General features: G+C 61.9%; 1 protein-coding gene. It reads right to left on the bottom strand.

The window, feature by feature from the left end:
- Positions 1-7: 7 nt before the first annotated feature.
- Positions 8-23,116, bottom strand: a complete 23,109-nt coding sequence (locus EHW12_RS09105) for a non-ribosomal peptide synthase/polyketide synthase (protein WP_125050518.1) — start codon at positions 23,114-23,116, stop codon at positions 8-10.
- Positions 23,117-23,399 lie beyond the last annotated feature (283 nt).

Below are 23,399 nucleotides of genomic sequence, written 5' to 3'. Positions count from 1 at the left end.
TCCGCACTCAAATCCGGACGACCCACATACCCCGAGCCAACTGCACACCCGACAAATACAACTCACCCGCAACACCCACAGCAACCGGCCGAAGGCGCGAATCCAACACAAACACCCGGCAATTCCACTCCGGCACACCAATCGAGACCACCGACCCCGACCCGGCAGCCGTCACATCCGCAAACGTAAACGACACCGCCGCCTCAGTCGGACCATACAAATTATGCAACCGCGCCGACGACACCAACCCGAACTCACGCACCGCCTCCACCGGCAACGCCTCACCGATCACCAACACATCACGCAACGAACCCAACAACCCCGGATCCACCAACGACGAAAACGTCGACAACATCGTCGGAACAAAATCCGTCACCGACACACCCTGATCATCAATCACCGACGCCAAATACCCCGGATCCCGATGACCATCAGCCGACGCCAACACCAACACCGCACCCACCCGCAACGGCATGAAAAAACCCCACAACGACACATCGAACGTCGTCGCCGTCTTCTGCAAATACACATCAGACGACGTCAAGCGATACTCGCCCTGCATGAACTCGAGCTGATTCACAATCGCCGCATGCGAGACCGCCACACCCTTCGGCCGACCCGTCGACCCCGACGTGAAAATCACATACGCCGTATTCGACGCCCGCAACGGCGAGCGCCGATCCACATCAGAAACCCGCGCACCCGAAAAACCAGACACATCAACAACATCCACACACACAACCCGACGACCCGACGCCACGAAACCATCACGCTCCGTCGACACCACACACACCGGATCAGCCGAATCCAACACATACTCATTACGCGAGGACGGCGCATCAGGATCCAACGGCACCCACGCCCCACCCGCACGCACAATCGCATACAAACCAACCAACAAATCAACCGACCGCCGAACAGCCAACCCCACCAACGACTCCGGCCCAACACCCAAACCAATCAAATAACGCGCAAACCTATTAACCCGCTCATCGAACTCCCCATACGAAAGCACCACATCCCCACACACCACCGCACGCGAACCCGAACAAACCCCCACCACAGAATCAAAACCATCCAACAACAACCCACCCACAACCGGACGAGACGTGTCGTTCCACGACTCAAGCACCAAAGCACGCTCAGACACAGTCATGACCTCGACGTCACCGACCGCAGTGGACGGCGTTTCACCGATTTCTGTCAGCAGAGTCTCGAGGCGACCCAGCAGGGCCTGCGCGTACGACTCGTCGAAGAAGTCGGGTAGGTAACGAAGCGTCAGGTGCAGTTGATCGTCGAGACCGATCAGCAGTGTGAGCGGGTAGTTCGTGGAATCGTCGGAGGCGACATCGTCGATCACCATGCCGTCCAAGAACTCTGCTTGCGCTGCAAGACCGTCACGGTCGACCGGGTAGGACTCGAAGATCACCAGAGTGTCGAAGAGTCCGCCGACGCCCGCGGCGCTCTGCACATCGGTCAGGCCGAGGTAATGGTGATCGAGCAATCCCGCCTGTTCGATCTGAACCCGAGAGAGCAATGCCTCGACGGACTCGGCCAGATCCAGTTGGACACGAACGGGCAGCGTGTTGATGAACAGACCCACCATCTTCTCGACGCTGTCGAGTTGTGGCGGACGGCCGGAGACCGTGGCACCGAAGACAATGTCCTGGCGACCGGTCATGCGTCCCAGCAGAATTGCCCAGGCAGCCTGGACGATCGTGTTGGCGGTAACGCCGGTCCTCGATGCCAAACCGGTCAGTGTCGCGGTCACCGATTCGCTGAGCGAGATCTGCAACTTCTGCGACAGCGCACTGAATTCCTGACCAACGACGGTGGGAGCCAACAACGTCGGCTCTTCGACGCCGCCCAACGCTTTCGCCCAGGCATCCATGGACACACTGCGATCCTGCTGGACCAGCCACGCGAGGTAGTTCCGGTAGCTCAGTGACCGCGTCTGAGCGGGAATGTTCCCACGCATGGCGTAGTGGCCGAGGAGCGTCTGGAGCAGCAGCGGCATGGACCAGCCGTCGAGGATGATGTGGTGGTTTGCCACAACAAGGCGGTATTCGCTCGCCGCGATCTTGATCAGCGTGAACTTGATCAACGGCGGGTTCGACATGTCGAAGTGCGTGGCCTGGTCCTCGACAAGAATCCGATCCAACTCGCGGCGTCGTTCTTCGCTGTCAGCGATTGTGGTGAGATCCAGTTCGCGCCACGGCACGTCGATGTCACCGAGAACTACCTGGACCGGCGTACCCGTTCCGTCGACCACAAATGCGGTGCGCAGGTTCGGGTGACGATCGATGATGGCCTGTGCTGCGGCGTGGAGGCGATCCGCGTCGACGCGGCCGGACAGCGAGAGAACCATCTGCACGGAGTACAGGTCGACGGTGGACTCGGCCATGACAGCGTGGAACAGCAGACCCGACTGCAGCGGAGCCAGCGGCCAGACGTCCTGCACCGCGGGGAAACGCTGCTCGAACCCGTCGAGATCCTGCTGGGTCAGCGTTACCAGCGGCACGTCCGACGGCGTGAGTCCGCCTGCGCCGACGGCCTGTGCGTGCTGCGCCAGCGCTGTGAGTGCTCCGACCCACAGGTCGGCCAGGGCTTGCACCTCGGTGGCGCTCAGCAATCCGTTCGGGAAGGCAAACGACGCTTCGAGCACCGCGCCGTCAGGGCCGTCGTTGACGATGGCATTGATGTCGACAACCTTGTTGGCCGGCATGTCCGGGTCTTCCGGCGCAGCGACATCGGAGAAGTCGCGTGCCGGAATCCATCCGAGGCCTTGCGCTGCAGCCGGAATATCCTCCGCCACAATGCGACCCAGGTAGTTGAAGCTGACCTGCCCGCTGCTCAGCTTCGACAGCTCGGTGCAGGTGTCGTCGTTGACGTACCGCAGCAGTCCGTAGCCGACACCCTTGTCGGGAGCGGCGAGCAACTGCTCCTTGACTGCCTTGATCGCCGCTCCCGCAGCAACTCCGGCGTCGAAGGCGTCGTCGATGTCGATACCGGCAAGGTCGAGTGCGACGGGGAAGGCCGCCGTGAACCAGCCGACGGTGCGTGAGAGATCGGCACCCGGGACGACGCCCTCTTCGCGGCCGTGGCCCTCGAGCTGGAGCAGTGCCGCTTCGGTGTCGATGCCCCGCTCACGGCGCCAGCGCACCAGTGCCAGAGCAAGTCCGGCCAGCAAACCGTCGTTGGCTCCGCCGCGGAACACCTCGGGCAGAGTTGTCAGCAGGGTTTCAGTGACGCCTGTGGGCACCTCCACGCGCACACGCTCGACTGTTGCCGCAACGTCGACGGACGGATCGAACGCCCGCGAACCGAGAATCGGGTCTGGAGTCGACAGCGTCTTGCGCCAACGTGGCAGTTCTGCCAGTCGCTTGTCTGATCGTGATTCCGCAGCGAGCGAGTGCGCCCAGGTACGCATGGACGTGCCCGTCGGTTCAAGCACGGGTGCACTTCCGCCACTGCGCTGAGCCCACGCGGAAATCAAGTCCGGCACGATGATTCGCCAGGAGACGCCGTCGACGATCAGGTGATGCGCAGCCATGATCAATCGGCCGGTGCGTGTGTCACCGAAGTCGATCCACACGAACTGAGCCATGACACCGGCGGCCGGATCCAACCGGCCGAGAGCGTCGTCGAGAGCACCCGACGCGATGGCCGTCAGGTCTGCGCCCGAAATCGCGGGGTCCACCAGCACCCGTCGCACCAAAGAATCCACGTCGACGGTTCCGGGCGCGGACACAGCCATGCCCGGACCACGCTGATCATCGACCAGACGCGAACGGAACATGTCGTGGTGATTGATGACGGCAGCCAGTGTGTCGACAACACCGGTCCGGTCGATGCCGAGCGGCAACTCCAGCGTCAACAACTGGTTGAAACGCTGGAAGCTGCCGGGCCGTTCGAACATGAATCGCTTGATCGGCGTGAGCGGCATCCAACCGATGCCGCCGCCTTCGATCTCGGCGAGAACAGTGATCGCATCGGCGTCGGAGCCGAAGACGGCAACCTCTGCCAACTCAGCCACCGTCTTGTTCTCGAACACGTCCTTGGGCGTGAACAGAACACCGCGGGCCTTGGCCCGGGACACCAACTGGATCGACATGATCGAGTCTCCGCCCTGAGCGAAGAACGAATCGTCGGTACCGATCTGATCGAGGCCGAGAACGTCGGCAAAGACCTCGCTGAGGACGCGTTCCATCTCGGTCGTGGGAGCGCGGAACTCCTTGACCTCGAATACCGGCTCCGGCAGAGCCTTTCGGTCCAGCTTGCCGGCCGGGGTCAGCGGCATGTCGGTCAGAACCATGATCGACGCAGGCACCATGTGCGCCGGCAGAGTGCGTGAAACGAACTCACTCAGATCCGCCGAGCTGACAGCCGATTCCTTGCCGACAAACACGTACGACACCAGCGCCGGAGCACCGGACGTCAGCGTGGTGCCCATCGTCGCGGCGAACTCGACGTCCGAATGTGCCGTCAGTGCCGCGTCGATCTCACCGAGCTCGATACGGAACCCACGGATCTTCACCTGGAAGTCGTTGCGGCCCACGTACTCAACCTGGTATCGGTCAGTCCAACGCACAACATCACCGGTGCGGTACATGCGCTCACCGGACAGGCCGTGCGGGTTGGCAACAAAGCGATCCGCGCTCAATCCCGGGCGGCGATGGTATCCGCGGGTGACCTGGGGACCCGACAGGTACAGCTCACCGGCAACGCCAACCGGAACGGGCTGCAGACGTGTGTCGAGAACAAACGCGGCCATGTCGCCGATGGTTTCGCCGATGGTCATCCGGTTGCCCGGCATCAGCGGCACACTGACATTGGTGACGATAGTGGTCTCGGTGGGACCGTAGACATTGAGGAACGTACGTCGACGGTTCGGCTGATCCGCCCACTTGGCCATCAACTCCGGCGAGTACGCCTCACCGCCGACACCAACCACCTCAAGATCGTTCAGGCCAGACGGATCCATGGAAGCCAACGCCGCGGGCGTGATGAAGGCATGTGTGACGCGTTCGGACTTGAACAGCGCGGTCAATTCGTCGCCGCCGAAGATCGATGTCGGGACGATCACCATGGCAGCGCCTGTCGCGACAGCCAGGAACAGTTCGAGCATCGACGCGTCGAAACTCGGCGACGCGAAGTGCAGCGTGCGGGAGTTCGGCGTCACCAGGTAGTGCTGTGCCTGCGTTGCACTGAAGCTCGCGAGGCCTGCTCCCGTAGCAACAACGCCCTTGGGCAAGCCTGTTGTGCCCGACGTGTAGATCACCCAGGCCGGATGCGCCGGAAGGACGGGGCGCACACGCTCATCTTCACGAATCGGTGAACTATCCTGCGCTGCCATCAGTTCCGCGCAAGCAGCACTGTCGACCGCGAGCCACTCCACGGTGTCGGTAAGCCCTGCGAGTTCAGCTTCGAGAGTCAGACCGACCGAGACGCCCGAGTCGGAGACCATATGCGCGATGCGGTCGGCCGGGTAGTGCGGATCGATGGGAACAACCGCGGCACCTGTCTTGGATACCGCCCACACCAGCAGGACCGATTCGATGGAACGCGGAATCGACACTGCGACCAGATCTTCGGCGCCCAGACCGCGAGCGATCAGGACACGGGCGAGGCGCGACGACCACTCGTCGACCTCGGCGTAGGTCATCGACCGATCCTGGTAGCGGAGAGCTTCGTTGGAGGGATACTGCAACGCGGTCTCGGCCAGGATGTCGGCCAACGGCTTCGGCTCGATGCCCGAGGACGCTCGGCGACTGGTCAATTCGATACGCTCAGGCGCTTCGAGGATGTTGATGTCGCCGACGGCCTGCGTCGCATCCACGGCGACGGCCTCGAGAATTCTAGTCAACCGCTCGGCGAAGGAGACAACTGTCCCCTCGTCGAAGAGATCCGTCGCATAGGTGAAGGTCGCAGTCATGCCGTGACCATCGGCAGCTTCCACCAGAGTCAACTGAAGGTCGAACTTCGCTACAGTTTCCGCGATATCGAATTCAGTGATATCGAGTCCCGGCAACGTCAGGTTATTCTGCCTCAGGTTCTGGAATGCCAAGGCAACCTGGAACAACGGGTTGTGAGCCTGCGAACGAACCGGATCGAGTACCTCGACCAGCCGCTCGAACGGCACGTCTGCGTGAGCGAAAGCCGCGAGATCACTCTCACGCGCCGACGTCAGCAGATCGAGGAAACACATCCCCGGATCGACGTCGGTACGCAGCACGAGCGTGTTGACGAACATGCCGATCAGATCGTCGAGCTGCGCTTCACCGCGACCGGCGACCGGGGTGCCGACTGCGATGTCGGTGGTGCCGGACAACCGGGCAAGAAGTGTTGCCAACGCCGAGTGCATCACCATGAACAGCGACGCCTGGTGCTCGCGACCCACAGCGGCCAGTCCGCGGTGAACATCCGCGGAAATCGGGAAGCTGTAGGTGGCTCCCCGGCCAGTGAACACGGCTGGACGCGCGCGGTCACTGGGCAAGGTGATCTGGTCTGGAACTCCGTCGAGAGCTTTGGCCCAGTAGCCGATCTGCTCTGCGAGTACGGATTCCGTGTCACCCTCGGAACCGAGAACCTCGCGCTGCCACAACGCGTAGTCGGCATACTGCACCGACAACGGCGCCCAGGTCGGGGCTTGACCCTGTGAGCGGGCGTAGTACGCGGTCATCACGTCGCGGATCAACGGACCCATCGAGAAACCGTCGGTGGAGATGTGGTGAATCACTAACGCCAGTACAAACGAGTCCTCCGCGAGCTGGAAGAGCTTGGCCCGCAATGGAACCTCAGCGGTGACGTCGAAGCCTGACGTGACGAAGTCCGTCACCGCCGCCACGATGTCGGATGCTTCGAGCTGCACGGGAGCCAGATTCACCGGAACTGCCGCCACCGGCAAGATCCGCTGGTAGCCGATTCCGTCCACCTCGGGGTAGACCGTGCGCAGAACCTCGTGACGCTTCAACACGTCCACGACAGCGTCGTACAACGCCGCCTGATCCAACTCGCCAGCGAGAGTGATCGCCATCGGAATGTTGTTGGCTGCCGATTCGCGGTCCAATTGGTTGAGGAACCACATGCGCTGCTGCGCCAACGACAACGGCACCTGCGCCGGACGCACCTGCGCAGTCAACGCCGCACGTGAACCGCCACCGACATGAGAACCCAAACGAGCAGCCAACGCCTCCACCGTCGACGCCTCGAACAACTCCCGCACCGACACCGAAGCATCCAACGCCTGACCCAACCGAGACGTCACCTGCGTCGCAATCAGCGAATTACCACCGAGCGCGAAGAAATCATCATCCAAACCAACACGCTCGACGCCCAGAACATCCGCAAACGTCTGCGCAACAACCTCTTCCACCACCGACGTCGGAGCACGGAACACCGCAACCTGCAACGACGGAACCGGCAACGCCCGACGATCCAACTTCCCGTTCACCGTCAACGGAATCGAATCCAACACCACAAACGCCGACGGCACCATGTACTCCGGCAACAACGAACCCACCGACACCCGAAGATCGTCGACCGAAACGCTCACACCCGCAGCCGGAACCACATACGCCACCAACCGCTGATCACCCGGAGAATCCTCACGGACAACCACCGCCGTCTGCGCCACCGACACATCCGCCAACACCGCAGACTCGATCTCACCGATCTCGATCCGGAAACCACGGATCTTCACCTGATCATCCGCGCGACCCAGATACTCCAAATCACCAGCACTGTTCCACGACGCGACGTCACCCGTGCGATACAACACCTCGCCGGCATTGAACGGATTCGCCACAAACCGCGTCGACGTCAACCCCGCCTGACCCAGATAACCCCGAGCCAACTGAACACCAGAGACATACATCTCACCCGCGACACCAACAGGCACCGGAGCCAAACGCGTATCGAGCACGAACACCTGCAGACCCGAAATAGCCTGACCCACAACACTCGCCGACGCATCCGCCGCCAACGCAGCATCCAACACACGATGGCTCACATGCACCGTCGTCTCCGTGATGCCGTACATGTTCACCAACGTCGGCGCGAAGTCACCGCGGCGGCCGTACCAATCCGACAAGCGACGCAGCTCGAGCGCCTCGCCGCCGAAAACAACCCACCGCAACGACAACTCAGCGGCCCGACCGGATTCCGACGCCAACCGATCAGCCTCGGCCAACTGATAGAACGCCGACGGCGTCTGATTGAGCACCGTCACCCGCTCAGCAGCAAGCAACTCCAAGAACTGCTCCGGCGACCGCGACGTCACATAATCCACAACCACCAACGTGCCGCCGTACAACAGCGGACCCCACAACTCCCACACCGAGAAGTCGAACGCATAACTGTGGAACATCGTCCACACATCGGATTCGTCGAACCCGTACACACCCTCGGTATTCGCAAACAACTTCGCCACCGTCGTGTGCGGAACCTGCACACCCTTCGGGCGACCCGTCGAACCCGACGTGTAAATCACATACGCAACATTCGACGACCGCAACGGCGCAACACGATCCGCATCCGAAACCACCGAACCATCGAACTCCGACACATCCACCGCGTCGATATCAACCACAGGCAAACCAGCGGGCAACACCAACTCACGCCCGGACCACGAAATCGCAGCCACCGGAGCAGCATCAGCCAACATGAACTCGACACGATCAGCCGGATACGACGGATCCACCGGCAAATACCCCGCACCGGACTTCACCACCGCCAACAACGCCACCACAAGATCCGCCGACCGCGGCAACGCCACCGCCACCAACGACTCCGGACCACAACCCTGAGCAATCAACCTGCGCGCCAAACGATTAGCCCGCACCGACAACTCACCATACGACAACGACTCGCCACCGAACCGCACCGCAACCCGATCACCAAACCGCGCAGCAGCATCATCGAACCACGCCGACAACGTCGAATCCACACCACTGTCGACACCCGTGTCGCTCCATGACAGAACGCGATCCAACTCACCGGCGGTCATAACATCCACGTCGCCAACGGCAGCGGCCGGATTCGCGACAACGCCACGGAGGACGGACACGAACCGATCAGCGAACTCGGCCGCTGTCGACGCGTCGAACAGATCCGTCGCGTAGGTCAGGGTGCCGGACATACCGGCGTCAGCGGCGTCTTCAAGTGTGAATTGCAGATCGAACTTGGCCAGTGCTGCGTCGAATTCCACAGCAGCGGCGGTGAGTCCGGGCAGTTCGAGAGCACTCTGTCCAAGGTTCTGGAACGTCAACGCCACCTGGAACAACGGATGACGAGCCTGCGAACGAACCGGATCGAGAACCTCCACCACACGCTCGAACGGAACATCCGCATGCGCGAACGCCTGCAAATCCACCTCACGCGCCGACGCCAACAACTCGGCAAACGACATCGACGGATCAACCTCGGTACGCAGCACCAAGGTATTGACGAACATACCGATCACGTCATCGAGCTCGGCTTCACCACGACCCGCGATCGGGGCACCGATCGCAATGTCGGTCGTCGCGGACAGTCGTGCCAACAGCACCGCCAGAGCCGAGTGAACAACCATGAACGGAGTTGCGTTCGTTGCCTTGGCCAGTTCGTCCAGCTCAGACCACAGCTGCGGTTCGATGGTGAAACTGTGATTGGCGCCGCGCCCTGAAGCAATCTCGGGACGCGGACGATCACCAGGCAGATCCAACTGCTCCGGAAGATCAGCCAACGCATCCGACCAGAACGCAATCTGCTTCGCGATCATGGACTGCGGATCGTCCTCGGACCCGAGAACCTCACGCTGCCACAACGAATAGTCGGCGTACTGCACCGGCAACGGCGTCCAGGTCGGAGCCTGGCCGTTGGTTCGGGCGTAGTAGGCGGTCATGACGTCGCGGGTCAACGGGCCCATCGAGAAGCCGTCGGTCGAGATGTGATGCATCACGAACGACAACACGAAGTCGTCATCGGCGACCTGAAAAAGCTTGGCGCGCAACGGAACCTCGACAGTGACATCGAAGCCCTGGGCGAAGAACGAATACAGCTCCGCCTGGATTCGGTCGTCTGTGACGCGTTCTGCGCCGAGATCGATCGAGACATCTTCTACCGAGCAGATCTTCTGGTAGCCGACGCCGTCGACCTCGGGGTAGACCGTGCGCAGAACCTCGTGGCGGCCGATAACGTCGTGAACTGCCGAATTCAGGGCCGCCAGATCGAGCGCACCCGTGAGCCGAACGGCAACAGGGACATTGTTGACAGCAGAATCGGTGTCGAATCGGTTGAGGAACCACATGCGCTGCTGCGCCAACGACAACGGCACCTGCGCCGGACGCACCTGCGCAGTCAACGCCGCACGTGAACCGCCACCGACATGAGAACCCAAACGAGCAGCCAACGCCTCCACCGTCGACGCCTCGAACAACTCCCGCACCGACACCGAAGCATCCAACGCCTGACCCAACCGAGACGTCACCTGCGTCGCAATCAGCGAATTACCACCGAGCGCGAAGAAATCATCATCCAAACCAACACGCTCGACGCCCAGAACATCCGCAAACGTCTGCGCAACAACCTCTTCCATCACCGACGTCGGAGCACGGAACACCGCAACCTGCAACGACGGAACCGGCAACGCCCGACGATCCAACTTCCCGTTCACCGTCAACGGAATCGAATCCAACACCACAAACGCCGACGGCACCATGTACTCCGGCAACAACGAACCCACCGACACCCGAAGATCGTCGACCGAAACGCTCACACCCGCAGCCGGAACCACATACGCCACCAACCGCTGATCACCCGGAGAATCCTCACGGACAACCACCGCCGTCTGCGCCACCGACACATCCGCCAACACCGCAGACTCGATCTCACCGATCTCGATCCGGAAACCACGGATCTTCACCTGATCATCCGCGCGACCCAGATACTCCAAATCACCAGCACTGTTCCACGACGCGACGTCACCCGTGCGATACAACACCTCGCCGGCATTGAACGGATTCGCCACAAACCGCGTCGACGTCAACCCCGCCTGACCCAGATAACCCCGAGCCAACTGAACACCAGAGACATACATCTCACCCGCGACACCAACAGGCACCGGAGCCAAACGCGTATCGAGCACGAACACCTGCAGACCCGAAATAGCCTGACCCACAACACTCGCCGACGCATCCGCCGCCAACGCAGCATCCAACACACGATGGCTCACATGCACCGTCGTCTCCGTGATGCCGTACATGTTCACCAACGTCGGCGCGAAGTCACCGCGGCGGCCGTACCAATCCGACAAGCGACGCAGCTCGAGCGCCTCGCCGCCGAAAACAACCCACCGCAACGACAACTCAGCGGCCCGACCGGATTCCGACGCCAACCGATCAGCCTCGGCCAACTGATAGAACGCCGACGGCGTCTGATTGAGCACCGTCACCCGCTCAGCAGCAAGCAACTCCAAGAACTGCTCCGGCGACCGCGACGTCACATAATCCACAACCACCAACGTGCCGCCGTACAACAGCGGACCCCACAACTCCCACACCGAGAAGTCGAACGCATAACTGTGGAACATCGTCCACACATCGGATTCGTCGAACCCGTACACACCCTCGGTATTCGCAAACAACTTCGCCACCGTCGTGTGCGGAACCTGCACACCCTTCGGGCGACCCGTCGAACCCGACGTGTAAATCACATACGCAACATTCGACGACCGCAACGGCGCAACACGATCCGCATCCGAAACCACCGAACCATCGAACTCCGACACATCCACCGCGTCGATATCAACCACAGGCAAACCAGCGGGCAACACCAACTCACGCCCGGACCACGAAATCGCAGCCACCGGAGCAGCATCAGCCAACATGAACTCGACACGATCAGCCGGATACGACGGATCCACCGGCAAATACCCCGCACCGGACTTCACCACCGCCAACAACGCCACCACAAGATCCGCCGACCGCGGCAACGCCACCGCCACCAACGACTCCGGACCACAACCCTGAGCAATCAACCTGCGCGCCAAACGATTAGCCCGCACCGACAACTCACCATACGACAACGACTCGCCACCGAACCGCACCGCAACCCGATCACCAAACCGCGCAGCAGCATCATCGAACCACGCCGACAACGTCGAATCCACACCATGATCGATCTGGCCGGCACTGAAGCGGGACAGCAGGTTTCGTTCTCCATCGACCAAGATGTCAACGTCACCCACCGCTACGGTGGGATCAGCAGTCACCGCACGGAAGGTCCTTACCAGCCGATCACCGAATTCCACAACGGTCGACTCGTCGAACAGATCCGTCGCATACGTCAAAGAGGCGGACATTCCGGCGGGTGCGCCGGCCTCGTCGGTTCGTTCGGTCAGGGTCAACTGGAGGTCGAATTTCGCCAACGCAAGATCGGCACTTTCGATCGACACTTCGAGGTCGCCCAGTTCGAGCGTTGTCTGTTCGTGGTTCTGGAACGTCAACGCCACCTGGAACAACGGATGACGAGCCTGCGAACGAACCGGATCGAGAACCTCCACCACACGCTCGAACGGAACATCCGCATGCGCGAACGCCTGCAAATCCACCTCACGCGCCGAAGCCAACAGATCCGTGAACGACATCGACGGATCAACCTCGGTGCGCAACACCAAAGTGTTGACGAACATACCGATCAGATCGTCGAGCTGCGCCTCACCGCGACCCGCGATCGGTGTACCGATCGCGATGTCGGTCGTTGCGGACAAACGAGAAAGTACGACGGCGAGCGCTGCGTGAACAACCATGAACGGTGTCGAGTTACTGCTGTGCGCAATCGAATTGACAGCTTCGTGCAGGGTGGCGTCGATATCGAACTCGACCTCGGCTCCGCGCCCTGAAGCGACCTCGGGACGCGGACGATCGGCAGGCAGATCCAACTGCTCCGGAAGATCAGCCAACGCATCCGACCAGAACGCAATCTGCTTCGCGATCACGGACCGCGGATCGTCCTCGGACCCGAGAACCTCACGCTGCCACAACGAGTAATCGGCGTACTGCACCGGCAACGGCGTCCAAGCCGGCACCGACGCTCGTGTACGTGCTTCGTAGGCAACCATCACGTCACGGGTCAACGGACCCATCGAGAAACCGTCGGTCGAGATGTGATGCACGACGAACACCAGGACGTATTCGCTGTCGCCGACTTTGAAGAGCTTGGCGCGCAACGGGACTTCGGACGTCACGTCGAAGCCGACTGTCGCCAGCTCGGCGACGCCCGCAGCCAGGCGATCTTCCGTGATCGACACGGGGCTGAGATCGACGACAACGTCTTGGACGTCGAGGACGTCCTGATAGCCGACGCCGTCGACGTCTGGATACACAGTTCGCAGTGATTCGTGTCGGCCCACGACATCGATCACGGCGGCGTCAAGAGCTGCCACATCGAGGGCGCCCGAAATCCTGATCGCCGCCGGGACGTTGTTCACTGCCGACGCGGGTTCGAACCTGTTCAGGAACCACATGCGCTGCTGCGCCAACGAAAGTGGGATCCGAGCTGGCCGGGGCTGCTGCACCAGTGGGGCGGTGGCGCCCGAACCGGCGTGCAGCTCGAGCCGGACGGCGAGTGACTGCACGGTCGACGCTTCGAAGAGCGCACGAACCGGAACGCTTGTGTCGAGCGCCTCTCCCAGCCGAGCGGCGACACGGGTCGCGATCAACGAGTTGCCGCCGAGTTCGAAGAAATCGTCGTCGCGGCCAACCTGTGCGACTCCGAGAACTTCGGAGAACACCTGCGCGACAGTCTCTTCGACGGTCGTGATCGGCGCCTGGTACACCTTGGACTCGAATACGGGCGAGGGCAGAGCCTTGATGTCCGTCTTGCCCGCGGTGGTCAACGGAATCGAATCGAGCACCAGTACCGAGTCGGGGACCATGTAGCCGGTCAGGAACGTCGACACCGACTCGATGACCTGTGCGGGATCCACCTCGGCGCCGGCCTGCGGCACGACGTATGCAACGAGACGATCTCCGAAGTGATCGTCGGAACGAACGAGAGCAACAGCTTGCGCAACGCCCACGCAACGGGTCAGCGCGGCCTCGATCTCGCCGAGTTCGATACGGAACCCACGGATCTTGACCTGGAAGTCACTGCGGCCCACGTACTCCACTGCGCCACCGTCGATCCACCGGACCACGTCACCCGTGCGGTACAACCGCTCTCCCGGCGCCCCGAACGGGTCTGCGACAAAACGACCCGCTGTCAATGCCGGCTGTCCCAGGTATCCACGAGCGACCTGAACACCCGACACGTACAACTCACCTGCGACACCAACCGGAACGGGCTGCAAGCGGCCGTCCAAGATCCGCGCGGCCATTCCCCGAATCGGGCCGCCGATGTTCATACGATCAAACGCGGTCAGCGTATCGCTGATGTTCGAGGCGACTGTCGACTCCGTCGGACCGTACGCATTGAAGAATCCACGCACACCGCCATCCGGAAGCGGCACCGCCCACTTGGCAACGAGAGACCGCGAACTGGCTTCGCCACCGACGACAACCACCCGCAACGCGTCGAGCCCGCTCGGATCCACTGATGCCAGCGCAGCGGGCGTCACGAACGCATGCGTCACGCCCTCCGAGCGCAAGATCTCGGCCAATTCCGCGCCGCCGTACACCGTCGTCGGCGCAATCACCATCGTCGATGCTGCTCCGAATGCCATCAGCAACTCGAGAACAGAAGCATCGAAACTCGGCGAGGCGAAATGCAGCGTTCGAGCATCCGCGGTCAGCGCATAGCGCTCGACCTGCTCGGCGCAGAAGTTCGCCACACCCGCATTGGTGACCACAACGCCCTTGGGCAGACCCGTGGTGCCAGAGGTGTAGATGACGTAAGCAGGCTGCCGCTCGTCGATCGCACTGCGTCGATCCGAATCACTCACCGGCGCGCAAGATTCTGCCGCGCACGCCGCCACTGTCTTCTCGTCGTCGAGAACAACCCACGTCAACGCCGACGGCAATCCTGCCTCGACGTCACTGAGCGCAAGACCCAGCACCGCACCGGAATCGGAGATCATGTGGGCGATACGGTCAACCGGATACGTCGGGTCGACGGGCACGAATGCAGCACCCGTTTTCACCACTGCCCACAGAGCGAGAACCGAATCGGCCGAACGCGGAATCGCGATCGCGACCCGATCCTCCGGCCCGACGCCCTTCTCAATCAGAACACGAGCGAGTCGCGACGACCGCTCGTCGAGTTCGCGGTAGCTGATTGACTGACCGTCGAAGCGAATCGCATCCGCCGACGGATCCAAAGCGGCCGCCGCTGTGAGGATCTCGACCAGGGTTCCCGAGACCGACTGACCTCCATGAACATCGGCCAGCACACCCCGCTCGGCCGCATCGAGAATATCGATGTCACCGACGACAATCGAAGGAACCGACACGACGGTCTCGAGGATACGAACCAGACGCCGAGCAAACCCCTCGACCGTCGAAACGTCGAACAGATCTGCAGCAAACGTGAATTCGGCCGAGAGCCCTTGCTGGATCCCGTCTTCGCCGATCGACTCTGTTACTGCGAGTTCGAGGTCGAACTTGGCAGTGGTCGTGTCGATTTCGGCGGCCTTGATCGCCAGTCCCGGCAGTTCCAATGCCGTTTGCGCGAGATTCTGCAAGGACAGCACGACCTGGAACAGCGGATGTCTGGCCTGCGACCGGGCGGGAGCCAAGACGTCCACCAACCGCTCGAAGGGCACGTCCGAGTGAGCGAACGCTCCGAGCGCAGAATCACTCGCCGCAGCCAGCAGATCCGTGAATGCCTGGGCCGGGTCGACCTCGGTCCGCAGAACAAGCGTGTTGACGAACATGCCGACGAGATCGTCGAGCGCCTCGTCGCCACGACCGGCAACGGGAGTGCCCACGGCGATGTCCGAGGTTCCGCTCAGTCGGGCCATCAGAACGGCAAGCGCCGAGTGCAACGCCATGAAGAGCGTCGCGTTGTTCTCCCGTGCCAGCGCGTCCAATCGACGGTGCACATCCCCGGAGATCTCGAACGCGAATCGCTCGCCGCGCATCGACGCCACATCAGGCCGAGACCGGTCCGACGGAAGCTCGATCACATCCGGTAGGTCTGCCAGAGTCTCGGTCCAGTACGAGATCTGCTGCGAGATCAGTGATTCCGAGTCGTCTTCCGACCCCAGAACCTCACGCTGCCACAACGAATAGTCGGCGTACTGCACAGTCAACGGCTGCCACGCCGGCGCGATCCCGTCCTTGCGTGCCGAGTAGGCAATCATGACATCGCGAGCCAGGGGCGCCATCGACCAACCGTCAGCGGCGATGTGATGAACCACGATCGCAAGGGTGTGCTCGGTGTCGCTGACCGTCAACAGGCGGACACGGATCGGCACGTCGACAGTGACGTCGATCGCTGAGGATCCGATTGCAGCGACTCGACTTTCGAGCTCGTCCGGATCCGAAACCGACTCCACGGTCAGCCCGCCGAACGCCTCCGAAAGCGACAGAATCGACTGCTTCGGTCCGGAAGCCCCGTCCGGATATACCGTTCGGAGCACCTCGTGCCGGGCCAGTACGTCCTCCAGCGCCATTTCCATCGCGGCAGTATCGAGATGACCAGTCAGGTGCAGAGCAAAAGTGATGTTGTAAGCAGCTGAGTCGGTGTCGAAGCGGTTCAGGAACCACATGCGCTGCTGCGCCAGCGACAACGGAATTTCCGCGGGACGCACCTGTGCGACGAGCGCCTTCTGCCCGCCGCTACCTACGTGCGACTCGATGTGTGCGGCGAGCGCCTCGACGGTGGAAACGTCGAACAGCGTTCGCACCGGCACCGTAGTGTCGAGCGCCCGCCCCAATCGGGAGGTGACCTGAGTAGCCACCAGGGAGTTGCCACCGAGTTCAAAGAAGTCGTCGTCGAGGCCGACTCGTTCCACTCCGAGAACATCCGCAATCACCTGCGCGACAATCTCTTCCACCGGCGTGGTGGGTGCACGAAACTCGCGGACCTCGAAAACAGGCTCCGGCAAAGCCCGGCGATCCAATTTGCCCACCGGGGTCAACGGAACCTCAGCGAGTTCCATGATGACGGACGGAACCATGTAGCTCGGCAGAGCCTCCGCCACGAACGAGGCGAGCACGTCCCGATCGAAACTCGACCCGTCAGCCAGTTCGACGTAGGAAACGAGGGTTGTGACACCCGCCGCGCCTTCGCTTCCGACCGTCACCGCGAAGCGCACAGACTCGTGCGAGGACAGAACTGCGTCGATCTCACCGAGTTCGATACGGAATCCGCGAACCTTGACCTGGAAGTCACTGCGGCCGACGTATTCGAGAACCCCCGCGTCACCGCGCGCGTCTCCGCCGGTCCAGCGCACGACATCGCCGGTCCGGTACATTCGCTCGCCATCCGGCGAATACGGGTTGGCGACAAACCGTTCCGCAGAAAGGCCTCGCCGCTCATGGTAGCCGCGAGCCAATGCAGCGCCCGCAAAGTAGAGCTCTCCCCTGGTACCGACTGGAACAGGATGCAGACGCTCGTCGAGTACCAGTGCCGACATGCCCTCGACGGGACGCCCGATGTCGATCGATCGGCCGATCGCGAGATCGCCGAACGACGAGATGATAGTGGTCTCGGTCGGACCATACCCATTGAAGTAGGCGCGCCCTGGGGCCCATTTCGCCAGCAACTCGGGAGTGGTCACGTCACCGCCGACGGAGACGACTCGCAATTCAGGCAGCTCTGCCGGCTCCATGGTCCCGAGTACTGCGGGAGTGATGATCGCGTGTGTGACCTTCTCGGAATGAAGAAGATCCGACAACTCGTGTCCACCGATAATTGTCGACGGAACGATCACCAAAGTTGCACCCGCGGAGAAGGCGACCATCCATTCGAGTACCGACGGGTCGAAGCTCGGTGAACAGATATGGAGGAAGCGCGAGGACTGTTCTACCTCGTAGCGACGCTGTGCTGCGTCTCTGACCCCACGGAGTCCACCGTGAGTGACGCTGACACCCTTCGGTTTTCCCGTGGAACCGGATGTGTAAATGACATATGCAACGTGAGAACTGTGAATCGGAGCGATTCGGTCCTCGTCCGTGACCGGCGCTGAAGATTGCGCCGACAGTTCTCCGTTCAGCGCCTGGCCGTCAAGGACCAACCATTCTGTGACCGCAGGAAGCTGATCTACGAACTGTCCCGACGTGAGTCCCATCGCGGCCGAAGAATCGGCCAGCATGTGCCGGACACGATCTTCCGGATAACTCGGGTCGACTGGGACGTATGCCGCCCCTGACTTCGCCACCGCCCATACTGCACAGACCATCTCGTACGAGCGAGGAAAGGCGAGAGCAACAATGGTCTCGGGGCCGGCGCCACGTCCGATCAGAACCCGTGCGAGCTTCGACGACTGCTCATCGAGCTCTCGATAGGTGATCGATCGACCCTCGAAGCGCACAGCAACCGAATCCGCCTCAGCCGTGCCGGACAGGAAGATGTCGACGAGACTCTGCCGGGGCATCGTGTCATCCGCGGCTACGACCGTCAGATCGGTGCGCTCGGAGCGTGAGAGCAGGTCGATATCGCCGACGATCGTTTCAGGTCGGGTAGCCACGGCATCGAGGATGCGCACGAACCGAGTAGCGAAAGTGTTCACCGTGGCCGGATCGAACAGGTCCGTGGCATAGGTGAAGGTGGCGCTCAAGACGTCCGAGTCTTCGCTGCCTTCAGGATTCTCGGACACCATGAGCTCGAGATCGAATTTGGCGACCGGTACTTCCAATTCAGCTGCAACTGCTTTGACACCTGAGAATTCCAGTTCGCGTCGTCCACTGATCTCCGCAGTGAGCGCAACCTGGAACAGCGGGTGTCGAGCCTGCGAACGCGCCGGACTCAGAACTTCGACCAACCGCTCGAACGGCACATCGGCATGCCCGTAGGCAGACAAGCCCGATTCCCTTACCCGAGCGAGCAACTCTTCGAATCGTTCGTTCGGATCGACCTCGGTGCGAAGCACCAGGGTGTTCACGAACATGCCGATCACGTCGTTGAGCGCTTGATCGCCTCGCCCACCGATCGGGGCACCGATCGCGATGTCGGAGGTACCACTGAGCCGGCTCAACAGCGTTGCATATGCCGCCTGCAACACCATGAACAGCGAGACGCTCCTCGAGCGCGCCAACTCGTTCAACTTGCGCGTCGTGCGTTCGCTGATCTGAAAATGGTGCTTGGCGCCGTGATTGGACGCGATGGCAGGACGAGGTCGGTCGGTCGGCAGATCCAACTGATCCGGCAGATCGGCAAGTGCCCGGCGCCAGAAGTTTATCTGGCGAGACGACTCCGAGCGCGGGTCTTCGTCGGATCCCAGTGCTTCGCGCTGCCACAGGGCGTAGTCGGCGTACTGAATTGGCAGCGGCGTCCACGCCGGCGCAGACTTCTCACTTCGCGCCGAGTAGGCGACGAGAAGGTCACGTGCGAGCGGACGGAACGACAGTCCGTCTGCAGCGATGTGATGGAGAACCATCACCAGGACGTAGTCCGTCGGAGACACCTCGAAGAGGGCAACCCGTACCGGGATTTCGAGCGTCACGTCGAAGCCGCGAGACGCCACGTCGAACAGCGCCGCGTCGAGATGCGAATTCCGAATCTTGACCGGATTCAACTCCACCGCGGCCCGGTCGACCGGCAGAACCAGCTGTTGCGCGGTTCCGTCGACATCAGGGTAGATCGTCCGCAAGGACTCGTGTCGCTCGAGAAGATCCATCACCGCGGCATGCAGGGCGGACGGGTCCACCGAACCGGTGAGCCGGACCGTGAACGGAAGATTGTAGGCGGGCGTCGACGGATCGAGACGGTTGATGAACCACATGCGCTGCTGCGCAAGCGAGAGCGGGACGACCTCGGGACGAGGCTTGGCGATCAGCGGGGTGAGCTGCCTGGCGTTGCCCGCCACCGACTCGGCGCGGGCCGCCAGGGTGGCGACCGTGGTGGATTCGAAGAGCTCTCGAACGCCGAGTTGCACTCCCAATGCCGAACCCACTCGCGTCACCAATTGTGTTGCAACCAGAGAGTTTCCACCGAGCTCGAAGAAGTCGTCATCGATACCGACGCGCTCGACACCGAGAACGTCGGCAAACACGTCCGCCACGATGCGTTCGATTTCGGTGCGGGGCTCGCGGTACTGCTTCGCACTCGCGAACACCGGCTCGGGCAACCCGGCACGATCCAATTTGCCACTCGTGTTGAGCGGCAACGCATCGAGCACCATCAACGCGGCCGGAACCATGTACGACGGGAGGCTTCGGCCGGCGAACTCACTGAGCACCGCAGCATCGATGTTTCGGCCTGGACCCGGCACTACGTAGCCGACCAATTGATCACCGGTCGGGGTGACGGTCACCAAAACGACAGCCTGCGAAACGTCGGGGTGCGCCAGAAGGACGGTCTCGATCTCGCCGAGTTCGATGCGCTGCCCGCGGAACTTCACCTGGAAGTCTGTACGCCCGATGTAGTCGAGATTTCCGTCCTCACGGCGACGAACGAGGTCGCCGGTCCGGTACATACGCTCACCGGCCGTGCCGTACGGATTGGCTACGAACCGATCCGAGCTCAGGTCCGGTCGACCAACGTATCCGCGCGCGAGTTGAACGCCGGCGAGATAGAGCTCACCCGGCTGCCCGATGGGGGTCGGGCGAAGTTGTCCGTCCAGTACGTGCGCCTGAGTGTTCCACTGCGGCATACCGATCGGCACGGAAGTAGTATCCGTGGCCACGGCCTCGTAGTACGTGACCGATACCGCGGCTTCGGTCGGACCGTACAGGTTGTGCAGTCCGGCTCCACAGAGTTCGCGGAAGGCGGAAGACGTCTCGGGCGGGAGCGCCTCGCCGATGACAAACACGTGGCGCAACGAATCACAAGATCCGGCAGGTGCATTCGCAGTGAACAGCGTGAGCATGGATGGCACGAAGTCGGTGATCGTGACGCCGAGCTCCGCGATCTTGTTCGCCACGTAGATCGGGTCTCGATGACCGTCCGGAGTCGCGACGACGAGCGTGGCGCCGACCTGCAACGGCATGAAAAATCCCCACAGCGACACGTCGAATGTCGTAGCGGTCTTCTGCAGGTAGATGTCCGACGCCGAAAGCCCGTACTCGGCGTTCATCCACTGAAGCTGATTGTTGATCGCCGCGTGAGTGACCGCGACACCCTTGGGTCGACCGGTCGAACCCGAGGTGTAGATCACGTACGCAGTGTTCGAGAAATGCAAGGGAGACAGGCGATCCGCGTTGACGATCGGTCTGCTGTCGAGCTGCCCATAGTCCAGTGTGTCGATCTCGATGACCCGTGTGCCCGAGGGCAGATCCACGTCGTCCCGCGCAGTGGTCACAACACACGTGGGCTGCGCCGACTCGAGAATGTAGGCGGTGCGGTCGGCTGGGTGGTCGGGATCCACCGGTACCCAGGCCCCGCCGGCCTTGGCGATCGCGTACAAACCGACCATCAAGTCCAGAGACCTGCGGATCGAGAGCCCCACAAGCGATTCGGGTCCGACACCCATGGCGATGAGCTGTCGGGCCAAACCGTTTGCGCGGGCGTCGAATTCGGCGTACGTGAGGCTGGCGCCTTCGAAAACGACAGCGGTGGCATCGGGAGTACTCTCGACCTGACGCTCGAATGCTTCGGTGATGGTCTGCGAGGCAACGTGGAAGCCCGTGCGGTTCCACAAAGCGACCTTGTTCCGCTCCTCGTCGGTAGCGACAGGGAGATCCCAGACCCTGCGGCTCGTTTCGGCCGAGACGAACTTCTCGAGGAACTCCACGAACCGCGAGTGATTCCGCTGGGCGTCAGCGGGCCCGTACAGATTGGGGTTCGACTCGAAGTCGATGTGCGTGCGGGTATCGCCGACGCTCTGATACAGGTTGACACCGAGGTCTTCGATCAAACCCGTGGACAAGATGTGAAGTTCGCCGACGAGGGGCCCGAACGCCAACTCGGTGGAAAACATCATGATGTTGATCCACGGGCCGAAGAATCCGCCCCGGCCCGGCCCGTCACCGCCGCGAACCATGTCCTCGTGTCGGTATCGCTGGTGGCGCAGTGCGCCGGACATTTCGTTCCTGACGTCGTCCAGAAGCTCCTGGACGGTGGTGTCCGCAGTGACGGTCAGTCGCAGCGGCACGACGTTGGAGACCATGCCTCCGGATCGACGCAGCACGGCTGTTGTTCGACCGGAAACGGGCAGACTCAGCGACACGTCCTCTCGCCCGGTCATCTGAGCGAGGTACGCCGCAAACGCCGCGACGACAGTGCCGGCAACAGTGGTCTTCTCGATGCGCTCGAGGAACCGCCCGAGCAGAGCCTCGACGTGGTTGGACAGCGCTGCACTGTCGATCCGACTGACTGGAGCCGGCGCGGCACTTCGACCCGCGAGGCTCGAGATCTCGTCGAGCTTCTCGATCTTGTCTGCCCAGTACTTGCGATCGGTTTCGAAACGACTCGACTGGCGGTACTTGTTGTCCACCTCGTAGACGTTCCGGAGATCGGAGGCCTCACTCGGCTCCGGATCCCGGCCCTCCACGCGCGCCGAGTACAGCTCCGCCACACGAGTGACGAACGTCGACGCACCGAATCCGTCGAGAATTGTGTGGTGGACCCGCGTGTACCAGTAGTAGCGATTCTCGCCGAGCCGCAGGATCGTGGCAGAGATCAAGCGGTCCGTGAGCATGTCGATCGGCCGGCTGCGATCTGCTCGCATCCACCGCATGGCAGCATCGTGCGAGTCGTCTTCACTACGAAGGTCGACGTAACCGACCGAATCATCGAGTGTGGGGTCGATGATCTGGTAAGGCTGGGCGTCGATCTCGAAGATCCGGACGAAGGCCGACCCGATTTCGCGACCGGCGTCTGCGCAGGCCTGCCGAAGGGCGTCAAGTTCCAGAGCACCACGGAGTTCGACGTACTGAGCGATGTTGACCGGAACGGCGGGATCGAGGTGTTGCGCGAACCACATACCGAGCTGGGCCGCGGAAAGCGGGAATGCGTCGGATCGCTGAACGTCTTCCGGCGAGCTGCCGACCTCCGGCTTGCCGCTCCCCAGTTCTCCGTTACCCAGCGAATTCACGCCCACAGCCTCTCTTCCACACCATTGCGCACCCGTGCGAGCCGAACGTCCGATTCGCAGCAGCTACCGACCTCATCCAACCTCGATGAGCCAGAACCACCCATTGTCTCCGATACATAGGTGACAAGAGAAATCCATACCCCGGTGTATCGATGGTTTTGTTGCAATTCGTTACAAATCGCCCAGCTCATCTACCCCCCGATCGCATTGCCGAAACGCACCGTTCAGACGCGGCGCGCGACACCTCTCCCCCTGGGACAATCAATTGCAACCGACGATCTAC

This window comes from Rhodococcus sp. NJ-530 (assembly GCF_003860625.1).
GTDB lineage: Bacteria > Actinomycetota > Actinomycetes > Mycobacteriales > Mycobacteriaceae > Rhodococcus_F > Rhodococcus_F qingshengii.
Note: the sequence above shows the minus strand (reverse complement) of the source record. Positions and strands in the feature narration are given on the sequence as shown.